Here is a 13,726-nt window from a genome sequence, read left to right as displayed (position 1 = left end):
TAAATTCCTAAAATTATATTGAACTTACATTTAATAACGTAACGTTAGGTTTTTACGTTGCTCTCTTAAGGAATGACTATGAGGAACGCACTTTATTTTGGCTATAAAGTTTTAAAAATTTCATTTTGGATTTCTGGTTTTTTTGTTTTCCGCTCTCACTGGGTTTATGCAGTAGAGATTCACCACGAACATGGTCTGCATTTTGAATGTGCCCTACCTAAAAAAACGCAAGAAGTCGTGGAATGCGCGAAAGAAAATCACCCCGATGTGTTAAGAAAAAAACATGAACTGGAATACCAAGCCTTCTCCGTTGATACAGCCCGACAGCTTCCCAATCCAGAGTTGGAAGTAGAATTCACTAAAGGGGCTAAAAACACTTCAGACTCTATGATTGCTATTGTGCAATCTATTGAGTGGGGTGGAAAAAGAAAAGCAAGGGTTCAAGCTGCAAAAGCTAAAAATGCAGTTATGGACTCTGATCTTAAAGAATTGCAGGCTGATGTGATTCGCCAAACTGTACTTCATCTACATAGATTAAGACAACTTGAACAAGAAAGGCGAATTTTTAAAACTACAATCAAAACTTTAGAGACACTGATTCAACAACAAAAATCCTTACCCCAACTGAGCCCCGAACAGCAGGTCACACAGTCGGTATATCGCATGGCACTTATGGATGCCAAAATAAAAAGCGCCATTCTTTTTGACGAAGAACGCGCTTTAGAACATTACTTCCACGTGTCTACAGGGCATTCTTTAGATGAGCTTAAAGAGGTGCTACCACGACCTCCTTTAACTTGGCCCACTATTTCTGAAACACCTTCTCAAAAACGGCTGTCACCAGCCCAATTAAAAACACTCGCGGAAGAAGCCGAATTTAACGCCTTATGGGCTCAAGCCCAATCAGACACTTGGCCGCGCTTAAAAGTTGGTCCCATGTGGAACGCACAGTCCAATACTAATGGAGGAACACAGTCTCTTTGGGGATTAAAGGTGATGATGGATTTACCCTTATTAAATCAAAATGCACCAGCACGAACTTTTGCTCAAGCAGGTATAAGCAAAAACGAAAAAGATATGAGTTTACTTCAAAGTGTTGAAAGCCATGAGCGCACAGAACAACTTAAAGTTTATAGAAGAGCCGTTTCCATACTTAAGGATGTTCCTGATATGTCTACCGTCGAAAAAGACTTTAAAAAGAACGAGTCCCTTGCACAAAGAGGACTTGTATCTGGTCCATTACTTATTGAATTTCATCGCCAAAGAGCAGAGTTGACACAAAGTCGTAACCAACGCGAATTGAAAGCACTTGAAGCCCTTTGGCTCATCTATCACTACGACGGTCGTATATTTTTGGAGACCTTATGATATACATTTTAAAATTCACTTTATTTCTTAGCGTATTCATACAAACCCAAACTTGGGCCCACGATGAGTCCCATGCCCTTAAGACGACTCATGCCAGCCAAGATACAGCAAAAACTACATCCCCCCACAAACACAGTAACATAAATGCACAGGATCAGGATCAGGATCAGGGGCACGAGCACGAGCATCAACATGACCACGAGGATCAGGATAAAGAGACTTCTTCCTCTGATAGATTCGGGCGCGGTAAAGCTGTTGAAGATTTTGATGAGCACCTCGGTTTTAAACTTTCTTCTAAAGCTATGCAAAACATGAAGGTGAACTTTACCCGTTTAAATCAAAAAGGACCTTGGGTGATTTCTAAACAGGCTCTAGTTTATATCAAACATCGTGTAGGAGTGTACCGAAAGCATGACGATTGGATCTCTTTGGTTTGGGTAAACACACAACACATCAATGACACTCATGTTTCTATTCATACCACAGACTTGCAACCTAACGATGAAGTGGCCATGTCTGGTGCCTCCTTCTTACGTATGACGGATGCCGACTTAAACAGCAATACGACAGACTCTCACGCCCATTAACGAGGAACATATTTATGATCTCAAATTTAATAAAATATTCTATTCACTACAGATGGCTGGTGATCTTAGCCACAACTCTTATTTCCATAGCAGGTGGGATGGCTTTTTTAAATCTACCCATTGATGCAGTTCCTGATATTACAAATGTACAAGTCCAAATCAACACTCCAGTACAAGCTCTCAGCCCTGAAGAGATAGAAAGGGCGGTAACCATACCGATTGAGCTTGTTTTAAATGGAATCCCAGGTGTTGACCAAATCAGATCTATCACACGTTTCGGGGTGTCTCAGGTCACTGTTTCTTTTGAGGATAACACGGACATCTACCATGCTCGGCAGCTAGTCACAGAACGGCTACAGGGTGTAACCAAAGATCTCCCTGAAGGAGTGACACCTCAACTTGGACCTGTCACCTCTGGTCTTGGAGAAGTCTATCACTACGTCATTGAAGCCAAAGAACCCATTACGGGAGAAGGTCGACAGAAACAACTTTCTGAAATTCGCACTTTACAAGATTGGTATATCAAACCAAGACTTTTAGCTGTCCAAGGAGTAGCCGAAGTCAACACTATTGGCGGGCACGAAAGACAGTATTTGATTCAACCCCATCCCAGCAAAATGGCGGACTTCGGAATTCATTTTAGCGATATTGATCAAGCCATTCGTTCAGTGAATAAAAATGCAGGTGGCGGATATGTCGAACAGACTGCCGATCAGTTCTTGGTGCAAGGCTCTGGATTATTTCAAAACTTGGAAGACATAAGAAACGTTCCTATTAAGATGCTCGAAAATGCAAAGCCCATCACTATTGCAGATATCGCCACAGTGGAAATGGGACATGAACTGAGATTAGGCGCAGCACTCCATAACGGCGAAGAGGTGGTTCTGGGTACCGTGCTTATGCTCTTAGGTGAAAACTCAAGGGCCGTATCTTTAAAGATTGATGCAGCCATAGAAGAGATTCGCTCTTCGCTTCCCAAAGATTATATTATTAAAACTGTTTATGATAGATCTGAACTGGTAAATGCTACTCTAAGTACTGTAGAACACAATTTACTTTATGGAGCCATTCTAGTGATCTTAGTGCTCTTCTTGTTGATTGGAAATCTACGAGCCGCCCTGATCACTGCTATAGTTATACCTATATCTTTGCTTATTACTTTTATCCTTATGCGGAAGTTTAATATTTCTGGAAATTTAGTCAGCCTAGGTGCTTTAGATTTTGGCATCATTGTAGATGGCGCTGTTATTGTGCTTGATAACTGTGTCAGACATGTTCATGACAAAACACAGAGGCTCAAACGCACACTCACTAATGCCGAACTACAAAGCACCATTCATGAAGCTGCTGTTGAAATCCGAACCTCTGCGGGGTTTGGTGAGCTTGTGGTCATTGTCGCCTTCCTTCCTGTTTTTGCTTTTGTTGGTATTGAGGGCAAAATGTTTATTCCCATGGCCGCGACATTTATCTTTGCAATCTTAGGTGCTTTAATTCTGTCTTTTACTTTTGTACCAGCGTTGGCAAGCTTGATCTTAAAAGGAAATGTAAAAGATCAAGAACCATGGATCATGAGAACACTACACAGCCTTTATATCCCACTACTTCACTGGGGATTAAACACCAGAAAAGTTATATTGTCTCTAGGAGTCGGCGCTGTTTTGATTGGAGGAATTTTATTTACACGTTTAGGTGGAGAATTTTTGCCTCAGCTTAACGAAGGGTCTATTGCTTTACAATTTATAAGACCCGTAAGCGTGGGACTCTCACACTCTGTGTCTCTCGAAGAAGTTTCGCAAAACATCATCACAGAGTTTACAGAAATCAAAGACGTATTTTCACGTATAGGCTCGGCAGAGATAGCCACCGACCCCATGGGACCCAATATTTCTGATACGTTTCTCATGCTTAAGCCTCGAAAAGAATGGCCAAAAATCAATGGCAAGCGAAGAACTAAAGATGAACTCGTCAGCGCCATTATTCAAAGACTTGAAGAGACCACACCTGGGCAACGCATTTTAGCCAGTCAACCTATTCAATTGCGATTTAATGAGCTGATGGAAGGAACGCGCGCCGATGTGTCTCTTAAAATTTTTGGAGAAGATCAAGCTACTATCACCGAACTTGCAGAACAGGCCATGTCCATCATTCACGATGTACCTGGAGCAGGTGATGTGGAATTAGAAGCCAAAGGTATGGTTTCTATTTTAGATATAAAACCCGACCAAGAAAAATTAAAACTTATGGGTGTCTCATCGCAAAAAGTCTTAGAGACCATTCACTTTGCTCTTGGTGGCCAAGAGGTGGGAACTTTTTATGAGGGTCTTAGAAGATTCCCTATTGTGATAAGAACCTCTGATGAGGTCAGAAACAGTATTGAACAGATCAAACATTTACCCGTTGGAATTGCAGGTGCTACCACCGTCCCACTACAAGATCTTGCCCATATTGAGTTTATAGAGACCTATAGCTCCTTTAGCCGTGAACAAACCAAAAGACGCATAGCTGTTCTGATCAATCCACGAGGACGAGACACTGAATCTTTTGTGGCTGATGCCAAAAATCAAATCCATACTCAATTAGAACTCCCAGCAGGTTATTACATGGAATGGGGCGGAAACTTTAAAAACTTAACCGAAGCGAAAGTTCGACTTTCCATACTAGGACCCATTACACTGCTTTTAGTTTTACTTATGGTGTATGCGGCATTCAAAAATATCGTTGAAACTGTTTTGATATTTTTATGCGTTCCTTTTGCCTTAATAGGGGGAGTGCTGGCCCTTATGATTGCAGGGATCCCCTTCAGCGTTTCTGCAGGAGTGGGTTTTATGGCTCTGTCAGGAATTGCTATCCTTAATGGTGTTGTGCTTGTAAATTATTTTAATGAACTTAGAACACGAGGAATTAAAGGTCAGCAGTTAGTCCTTACTGGAGCAAGCCTTCGTTTAAGACCAGTACTGATGACCTCTCTTGTGGATGTGTTTGGGTTTCTGCCCATGATGCTGGCCACAGGAATGGGAGCTGAAGTACAAAAACCACTGGCCACCGTGATCATTGGAGGGATATTGTCCTCGATGATTTTAACACTTCTGATTCTCCCTACGTTGTATTTAACGCTCGAAAGGCTGATCTTAAAGTATCAGCCTAATGATAAGAAGATCAATGTATGAAAGACATAATTCTAAAGCCAAACATTTATTTCCCCATAGAATCCACTGAAGGATGGTCAATTTTTATCTCTCCTTCATCGAAGACCCCCAGATGAACTCTGGGATCGTCCTATTGGTATTGTACCGATTATTTATTTTAACGAGGAATTTTTGGAGGTGGCGGCCGGACTCGAACCGGCGTAGACGGCTTTGCAGGCCGCTGCCTAACCACTTGGCTACGCCACCCTTAGGAACTTTTTTTGCACCGAATGGTCTCATGAAACTATCAGGTCCCCCGCCTTGTATCAAGGTAAATTACAGCAAGGTTCCAAAGTCCAAACAGGTCCATTTGTAAGCCTCACGTATGTGCTTTTCCCCGATACGCTCCACCATATCCAAATCGGCTAAAGCTCTGGCCACCTGCCAAAACGCCTGTTGGCGTCGCTCCGATTGGCCCTCAAAAACGTAAACGTCTTTTAACCACCTTTTGGTCAACATACCCTGAACCTCAGAAACCAAAAGTTTATTGCACGCCCGATCTCCCCAAGGTCTCTTAGCCCTCCACGCTCTAGCCTCTTCGAGCCCTCTTAAAATATCATCGCTGCATATTGTTTGAGCATCTCCTTTAATCCGATACGGCTTTAACCATAAAATATGAAACCGATCCATCACGGGGCCAATCATCCGATTGATATAGGACTTACAAGTCATAAGGCTTCTAGAGCAATTTACAAAATGCCCTTCTTGTCCTGACCACTTCCCACAAGGACAAAGATTAGTTGTCGCCAAAGCTTGAAACCTTGTCTTAAATTTATGGGTCTGCCCTAACCTAGAAACTTCCACCTCTTCTGATTGCATGGCCTCACGTAAAACCTCTATGCTTTCTTTTTTAAACTCCAGAAATTCATCTAACACCATAATGCCCCCATGCGCGCGCCCCACTTCACCCATCTTGAGAGGAACACCTCCGCCAATCAACGACACCCTAGGCATGGTGTGATGAGGAAAAACCAAAGGGCGCCACTCAGGGCACTGCTTGGACTGCATCCCGATCTCTTCAAACTCATGTTCGTTCGGCGCAGGTAAAAGTCGCCACACTTCCTTAACAAGAGTTGTTTTGCCAGCACCTTTTACTCCTGCAAGCAAAGCCGAAAAAGATCCCAAAGCCAAAAGACTGATGAGCCTAGCTTCTTCTTGCGTCCATAAAAAACGATCGGATGGAGGGCGTCTGATGATCTCTTGCAAGGATGCTTTTTTATGAAAAGACAAAGCTGCATTTTTTAATTGCCCGATATGTTCAATCACATAGTGATCGAACAACACTGGTTCCAGAACGCAACCAGTTAGAATTTTACCTTTCCAATTTGTGAACGTGCGTGCACAAATATCTTTAGACAAAGTGGTTTGTCCCATTAAATTCAGATCGCCCAACACTAATAGAGAATCATCATCATTAAAGCTGGACTTGAGTTTAATTTGCTGTGTCACATGCAAAAAACAAATTAAAATTGCGAGTTCAATATTCTGATTCCACTTTTTACTATTGATAGGTTTAAGATTGATGATCACTTCTTTATTTTTTGGCCACTCAAAACCATGCGCCAAAAGAGCCGACTTGATTCGCAGTACACCCTCCTTCAAAGCCGTGTCAGGCAGTCCTATAATGGAAAAACGCGGAAGACCAGGAATGAGATTGATTTCAATTTCGACCCAAGAGTCACCGTATGCAGAAGTATTTAACGCAAAAATTTTCATGAACACTGGAAAGCAAACTTTATGCTTATTATGTTATCGTAAATCTATCCTCTCGCGGAGAACGGTCCGATTTTTGATCTCAGTAAATAAAGCGCGTCTCTAATTGTTTTATCTTTGACAACATTTTATCTAAATTTCTTCATATTTTGTGATTTCATTCTCAAGTAAGATTTTTTATACAAATTTACGTGACATTTATTTTTTACGACGTTACCTTGATACGTATGAAAACAAAAATAGCATTACCATACTCAAGAAAAATCGGACGCTTCTTCCAAGACCATCGCATCAAAGCAGGCTTAAGCCAAAGCGAACTTGCGAATGCACTTGGAGTAAACAAGCAACTCATCAGCAACTGGGAGCGCGGTCTGTGCAGCCCAAGAATGGATCATGTAGGCAAAATCATTAAGCTTACTAAGATTCCAAAAGCTAAGCTGTTGACTATTTTGTTAGATCAATCAGAAGCAGAAATCCGTAAATCTATTCGCGCATAGTAAGCGCAATAAAAAGAGAACCTAACGCTAGTCTTTATAGTGAGAAAGTGGATGCTTAGCATCCACTTCTTTATTTAGCTTCCTGGTAGTGACCTGAGTGTACACTTGAGTGGTCTGGATAGAAGTGTGTCCCAACAAAATTTGAATACTTCTAAGGTCTGCTCCTTGCTCCAACAGGGTTGTAGCACAGGCATGGCGCAATTGATGGGGATGTATCACTTCTTTAAAGCCTGCACGTTGAGACCATGCCGCCAACCATCTCCAAATGTCTATGCGAGATAAGGCCTTCCCTCTTTCATTCACCAAAAGAGTCTTCACGGTTTTGTTTTTAACCAAACTTGGTCTTGCTTCCTCAAGATAGACTTTCACTTTGGTAAGTAAACTCTCTGTTAAAGGGACAAGCCGCTCCTTATTTCCCTTACCTAAAATTTTGACATAACCTTCTTGTAAATCCACATCATTAAGTTCGATCTGAATTAACTCTGTCACCCTACAGCCTAGGCCAAAAAGTAAAAGTAAGACCAATTGATTACGTTCAGTCTTAAGTGTCTCTTGTGGGACGGCAGCCGCTTGAAAGAGCATCTCAAACTGTGCTGGCGTGATAGTTTTGGGTATGGTCTTTTTGACTTTAGGTAACTTTAAGGAACGAAGTTCTGGGGAGTCCTTACCCTTAGACTCACAAAACTTAAAATAGGTTCTTAAACTGCTGATCACTCTAGCTTGTGATCTATCACTGAGGCCTTGACCCTTCATAAAAGCATAAAAGTAATGAATGTCTTTATGCTTTTTTAAAAAAGACTCGTAAAGTTCTAAATCCCTACGGTAAGATTGAATCGTATTTTTCGATCGCCCTCTTACAAACTCCAACTCTTCAAAAAATTCAGACCAAAATGCAAGCATAGAAATATTATGTAACATGAATTTTAAGGATGCAAATAGAAACTACATATCTGGCCCTTCATTAAAGACTCCAAAAAAAATGAGCTGTCTCGGTTCATCCATGACAGCTCTTAAGAAACTTTATGTTTCTAGTTTTTTAAATATCTTAGTAGGTCTCGTGAAAGACTTTGGATTTATTAAGGTTTGAGAATCGACCTAACTTCACCCAGTTGGTGTCGTTCTTTTCATTACCTGACCCACGAGTGACTGTTGAAGCATCACCAGAAATGTTAAAGCGGCAATCATAAGGGCCTTTTGAGATGTACCAACATTGACGAATCGGTGCTGTTTGGTTTTTACAATCCCATAAACCATACGCATTGAGCACACACTCATGTGTTGGTAAAACTCTATTTTCTAAAACTTGCCATGGTCTAAACCAAACCGAACCCGACATAGTATCTAAAGGTCCCGCTCCGTCACCATACATAAATACACCATCAATGATCACCACAAAAGCACCACGTTGACCTTGGAAGATTCCTCTCCACATGACGTCTCCGTTAGTCTTCTTAGTCCAATAGTTCTTTTCCATACTTGAAAGCGTGCTTCCACCTGTTGAAAAATAACGTTTGGATGTATTTCCAGAACTGTCTTCAAAAGTTAAGACCACACTTCCACCTTGACGAGCCGAACTTGTTCCAGGGCTTCCTGCAAGTTCACCAATGTCAGCATGAAAGTAGGCTTTGGCATATAAACTTGAAATGTCAGGGTGTAAGTTGGTCAGATATACACCATCACCCTCATACTCCATATCATCTGGGTCTTCACCTGTAGGTGGCAGATCAAGATCTCCTGGTAAATACGATCCCAGTGGGCTCTCAGAATTGCTTGCTGAAAAGCCACCGCAACCTACAGAGACATAGGCCACACTTAGTAGCATCACTAGGCTCAGATAAAATTTGATCGATTTAAGCATAACTCCCCCATCGAGTTACAATTTATTTGTCTTTATCTATGCGAAGAGCATACCAAAAGCACAAAGTCTTAAACCCTTGAATTTACAGATGTAAATCTATCATATTTTTTTAGACAGCCTCAAAAAACCGTCCAATTTGTAGACACTCCTTAAAAAGACCAACAGGCGCGGGGTTGGCCGTTTGGTTTTATATGTTCAAAATGCTCAGACATAACGTTTGGCATAGCTTTGCGTTCGCAAAACTACGCCAAGCCGAACTCGCATTTCGAACATATAAAACCAAACGGCCAACCCCGCGCCGTCTCCAAAAGAAAGAGGAAGGATGGAAGTACAGAGGAGAGTATGTATTGTGAAAAACATGATGACGACAGTTGTATCAGTTTGAGACGTAATATGAGTCTAAACTGCTGTTGTGATTTGTTTAGGAGTTGGTCAAAAAACCTTGAGATTCAAACCTATAGTCCTTTATACCCTCAACTATAGTCCAGACTGTGGGCATTACAGATTTTTTAAGCTCAGGCGTTAGTCGGGCTTACACGATGGGATATATATGAAAAAGCTCATCGGATATTCTACTTTTTTACTTTTTTTGGCAGCCTGTCAGAACGACATGCACACTCAACAACTCAGCAGCATTGCAGCCAACCAAATGAGTTGTGAGCAGTTTGAATCCCAGATGTTTGACATCCTTCACCTCTCTTTAGAAGAAAATCAAAAGCTTCCCGAAGTCAGTGCGGTGATGAAGCAACTTCAAAAAGACTTTACCACCCTAGACAACTACGAAGAGCACAAGGAAGACATTCAAAAGATCATCGTAAAATTTGAAGAGTTTTACACAGCTCTTGTTGTTGAATTCCCAAAAAAACTGGGCGCTGAAAACATTGAAGAGATCAAAAAACTTTTATCACACATTGAAACTCGCGATCAAATGACAAAAACCACAAAGAGCATTCAGGACACCTTTCGCAGTCACTTAAATGAACTGCAAGTGTTATCAAAAAACTTACAACAAAATTGCAGTAACGATACTCCCAATGATCAAGACGACAGCACACCAGACGAAGAGCCCATTGCAGGGTCCTTATTTGAACAACTGCAAAATAAATATCCTCCAGAAATCTTTGGCACCTATAAGACCTTTGCCACCGCTTACCAAAATTGTGAGGCTTTAAATGTACCCACAATTCAAAATTCAAAAAGCTCTTTAGAGGGAATCAAAGTTACAGGACGCCACTCTTCTGGGGGCGGAAATGTGCGTGTGATTTCTAGTTTAAGCTCTGTACAAAGAACTCACCCCTATTTAAGTCAAAGAACACCTGACTCCAGTTGCTTTTCTACTTACAACTCCCCTCTGATTTATGATTACGGCGGGAAACCTTATTCGGCGGCGGCTGCCAATGCTGAACTTAACTTCTTTAAAAATCATGGGACTGGATCTGCGGCTCTAGGTACTGACTGTTCGGGATTTATTTTCACAGCACTAGCTACAGCAGGCTTAAAACTCAACCCTAGTGTAAATCTTAAAGCCCGTGATGTTCTTAGTTACAATTCGGCAAGATTTAAAAATCCTAGTAGTGGTGGAACAACCTGCTTTAGAAAAATCGCTGTAGCTAAAACTGAAGATCTAGCTGTCGGTGACGTCGTCGCCTCTTCAGGACATATCTTTATAGTTACAAAAACGGGGCAAGACCCTCTAGGAATCCGCAAAGCCAAATCTTTAAGTGAGTGCAGCAAAATCACTTCCGCCAATTTTGATTTTGAATTGGCTCAAAGCAGTCCTACAAATAATGCCATTGGGATAAACATGATGACAGCCAGTTATTACCTTCCCACCAGTCCCACTATGAAAACAGGAATGGAAAAGTATGCCAAGTTTCTGTGTGAATCTCGCTTCAAAAGCATTTCTGAGCCTAATGTCTCAGAGGTGTCAGTCGTCAGACACAAAAAGACTTCTGAGTGTATGAGTACTTTTAAAGTGGCACTCACAGGTGAAAAGTGTGTGGAAAGCTGTCGAGCACAATAATACAGACGATCCCATAAGCCTTTCAAACAAACTCGCTTAGGCTTGCTTACTTCTCGTTCATTCGTTGGCCCAAAGTCGCCAATCAGAATATAGTAAAGTTCCAAGTCCTATTGCAGATGAGACAATGACTATGCTTGTGTGTAAGAAAGATTTTTTTAAAAATGCTTTTGCAAAAAGGTCCAAAGGTCTTTTTTATACTGCACACTTTGGCTTAGATCTGTCAGTCCATAAGTGGTGATCAGTTTACAGTTTCCAAGGTCTTTATTTTGGGTTTTCTGTGATTTGGAATCAAAGATTAAAATTTTATTATGTGGCAAAGACTCTACTTCAGACAGTGCGGTCTCTAACATGTCTACTGAGATTTTATTTTGAACTTCTTTGGGAAATTGGTACATCTGATAATCGTTCTGTTTGACTGCCATCACTAACTTATCTAGCATCTCTGCAAGAGCTGGTTCTTCAGAAACGTTCTCAAAGCAGATCACACCCAATTCAACTTGAGGTGCTGACATTAAATTATCTTTAAAAGAGTGAAGCATCTCAGAGGTAAGAAGAACTTGGGTCCCTTCATCCGTGGCCGCTTTATCTGTTGCTGCCTTATTTGCAACCTCCGATCTGTCTTTAAACTCAGACACAATAAATCGGGGTAAAAATGAGTTTTGCACTTGTTTGTCACTCATAAAAAAAGGGACCTCTTCCAAGTCCCTTTTTAGCAAATCTTTAACTTGCTGGCCATTACTTTTTGTTTTTGCCCCACCAACCTGGTGAACTTGACGACGCACTCGAAGATGGGCTTGAGCTTGACGCCCCTCTACCTGATGAATACGAAGAGTCCGAACTTGAAGAAGACGACTTCGATGATGGAGAGTTTTTACCCCAGAATCCACCACTACTAGAAGAACTTGAGCTGGTAGATGGCGGAGTATAAGTGTTACGAGTGGGCTCGTCATTCTTTCTTGAATTGTAAGACCATGGAGATGGCGTGGTGGTTGAACGCGTGTCTCGCTCATAGCGTGTTGCAGGAGGCGCAGGCGGAGGTGTGGGCGTCGTCACAACAGGAGGAGGCGTGGGAATAGTACTACGTTTTTCATTTTTACGAGGGTTGTAAGACCATGGGGATTGAGGTGTGGTCGAACGTGTATCCCGTTCATAGCGACGCGCTGGAGGAGCTGGGATGGGTCTATGAGCTGGCGGAGGTGTTCCCACTACTGGTGGCGGCGAAGGACGGTTTCTTGACCACCATCCATTATCATGAGGCACAGGAGGTTGGGGTGCTGGGTGATGATAACGAGGACGTGAAGGATGCACAACTACAGGATGTGTAATGACCACGGGGCGACGACGGCAGTAATACACTAAGTTTCTGTAACTATCGTAAGTGTAATCCCATCTTGATGAAGAAGGCACGGCGTAATAACCGTAACCTCGGCAATGGTCATTTGCTAAATAAAAAGCATCATCAAGGGTATAACTTGGACCAATACCAATGGTCACCCGCGAACTGCTGCGATACACCACTTGCGGCTCTACACTGACTGACCCGTCCACAACGACATCACCGATGGGAGTTGTGGTCACACAGGCCACGTTTGCAAAAACCAACAGTCCAGATATCAAGATCCATTGCATATATGAGGTTTTCATACTCTTTCTCCTTTATTTACGGGTGTATTACCTGATGTATTGGTCAATATTAGGGTGAATAAAACATTCCACACGCGAGTGAGCGGTATAAAATTCAGATTCTAACAGTACGTCTTGGTAGTCGCTTTGGAATTCATAAAATAAGGGACCACTTCCATTTAAAGATAAAATATATTTTCCGTTATGGGTTTTGTCTAAAAACAGCTTTACTCGTGAGTCCCTGTTATGGCCTCTAAAATCCATTTCAAAATAAAAGTTGTCACCGTAAGAACGGTAAAAGGTGTCTCTTTCCGCATTTTGTGTGGTGAGAAGAGTTTGAATGTATTTTAAATGCTGACCTTCACCATTGACAGCACCATTTCTGTTGCCTGCCTCCACATCAAAGACAAAATAATGATAAGTGCCGTTACTTTCATTGACAGTGACATCCTTAATGACGACTTGCTCATGACGTTGAGAACTAGAAATGGGGCATGTAAACAAATTGACTTCTAATTTTTCTGTTAAAGCATGCGAGGCTTGCGCACTTAAAAAAGTGCCGCCTACTACTAAAATATAGGCTGTTATTTTTTTAAACTGCTTACGAAATGAGGTGTTCATGTTTGCTCCTTATATTGGCGTATTTTTTTGTTATTAAACTGCTATCGCCGTTACAATGACATAACCATGTAAAACCCAAAAGGTTTCGAGGTTTTAGGATATTTTATAACTATTTGATATATAAGGAGATTTTTGAGTATTTACTTGGCCTAAAAACCACAAAACGGTTTTTAGGCTTTGAACCAAAGCATAGACTTTGAATACTATTTTTTGAAGACGAGAATTTTTTGTGGCCAAATTGATTGATTATT

General features: G+C 41.5%; 11 protein-coding genes and 1 tRNA gene. 5 read left to right on the top strand and 7 right to left on the bottom strand.

All coding sequences use genetic code 11. The features are described 5' to 3' along the window. Positions 1-78 precede the first annotated feature (78 nt). The 3 genes from M9899_03435 to M9899_03425 are packed head-to-tail and all read left to right on the top strand — an operon-like array spanning position 79 to position 5,122. On the top strand, positions 79-1,368 hold the full coding sequence (locus M9899_03435; protein ID MCO5113208.1) for a TolC family protein: 1,290 nt from the start codon (positions 79-81) through the stop codon (positions 1,366-1,368). After that, positions 1,365-1,955: a hypothetical protein gene (locus M9899_03430; GenBank protein MCO5113207.1), complete on the top strand. Its 591-nt coding sequence runs from the start codon at positions 1,365-1,367 to the stop codon at positions 1,953-1,955. The genes M9899_03435 and M9899_03430 overlap by 4 nt, the downstream gene beginning before the upstream one ends. Before the next feature lie 14 nt (positions 1,956-1,969). Continuing rightward, positions 1,970-5,122, top strand: coding sequence for a CusA/CzcA family heavy metal efflux RND transporter (locus tag M9899_03425; GenBank protein MCO5113206.1), 3,153 nt, complete (start codon positions 1,970-1,972; stop codon positions 5,120-5,122). A gap of 151 nt (positions 5,123-5,273) precedes the next feature. On the opposite strand, the gene M9899_03420 is transcribed toward M9899_03425, so the two are convergent. Both M9899_03420 and M9899_03415 read right to left on the bottom strand, forming a co-directional pair. After that, positions 5,274-5,347, bottom strand: a tRNA-Cys gene (locus tag M9899_03420). Positions 5,348-5,416: 69 nt separating this feature from the next. Continuing rightward, positions 5,417-6,856: an ATP-binding protein gene (locus M9899_03415; GenBank protein ID MCO5113205.1), complete on the bottom strand. Its 1,440-nt coding sequence runs from the start codon at positions 6,854-6,856 to the stop codon at positions 5,417-5,419. Positions 6,857-7,080: 224 nt separating this feature from the next. On the opposite strand from M9899_03415, the gene M9899_03410 reads away from it, so the two are divergent. Beyond that, on the top strand, positions 7,081-7,350 hold the full coding sequence (locus M9899_03410) for a helix-turn-helix domain-containing protein (GenBank protein MCO5113204.1): 270 nt from the start codon (positions 7,081-7,083) through the stop codon (positions 7,348-7,350). 27 nt (positions 7,351-7,377) lie between these two features. On the opposite strand, the gene M9899_03405 is transcribed toward M9899_03410, so the two are convergent. Together M9899_03405 and M9899_03400 are read right to left on the bottom strand one after the other, a co-directional pair. Next, entirely contained in the window at positions 7,378-8,268 is an 891-nt protein-coding gene (locus M9899_03405) for a tyrosine-type recombinase/integrase (protein ID MCO5113203.1), read from the bottom strand. Positions 8,269-8,395: 127 nt separating this feature from the next. Next, positions 8,396-9,208: a hypothetical protein gene (locus M9899_03400; protein ID MCO5113202.1), complete on the bottom strand. Its 813-nt coding sequence runs from the start codon at positions 9,206-9,208 to the stop codon at positions 8,396-8,398. Between the two features lie 550 nt (positions 9,209-9,758). Between M9899_03400 and M9899_03395 the strand changes: the two genes are divergently transcribed. Further along, positions 9,759-11,231 (top strand): hypothetical protein, encoded by a 1,473-nt coding sequence (locus M9899_03395; protein MCO5113201.1) that lies wholly within the window; start codon positions 9,759-9,761, stop codon positions 11,229-11,231. Between the two features lie 155 nt (positions 11,232-11,386). Here M9899_03395 and M9899_03390 read toward each other — a convergent pair whose 3' ends face one another. From M9899_03390 to M9899_03380, 3 genes are read right to left on the bottom strand one after another with little or no spacing between them, the layout of a single operon-like run. Next, on the bottom strand, positions 11,387-11,911 hold the full coding sequence (locus M9899_03390) for a hypothetical protein (GenBank protein MCO5113200.1): 525 nt from the start codon (positions 11,909-11,911) through the stop codon (positions 11,387-11,389). 55 nt (positions 11,912-11,966) lie between these two features. Continuing rightward, positions 11,967-12,875 (bottom strand): hypothetical protein, encoded by a 909-nt coding sequence (locus M9899_03385; protein MCO5113199.1) that lies wholly within the window; start codon positions 12,873-12,875, stop codon positions 11,967-11,969. Between the two features lie 27 nt (positions 12,876-12,902). Continuing rightward, on the bottom strand, positions 12,903-13,475 hold the full coding sequence (locus M9899_03380; protein MCO5113198.1) for a hypothetical protein: 573 nt from the start codon (positions 13,473-13,475) through the stop codon (positions 12,903-12,905). Positions 13,476-13,726: the final 251 nt, after the last annotated feature.

Source organism: Pseudobdellovibrionaceae bacterium (genome assembly GCA_023954155.1).
Taxonomy (GTDB): domain Bacteria; phylum Bdellovibrionota; class Bdellovibrionia; order Bdellovibrionales; family UBA1609; genus JAMLIO01.
The sequence above is the reverse complement of the archived record's forward strand: the minus strand, read 5'-3'. Positions and strand labels throughout refer to the sequence as shown.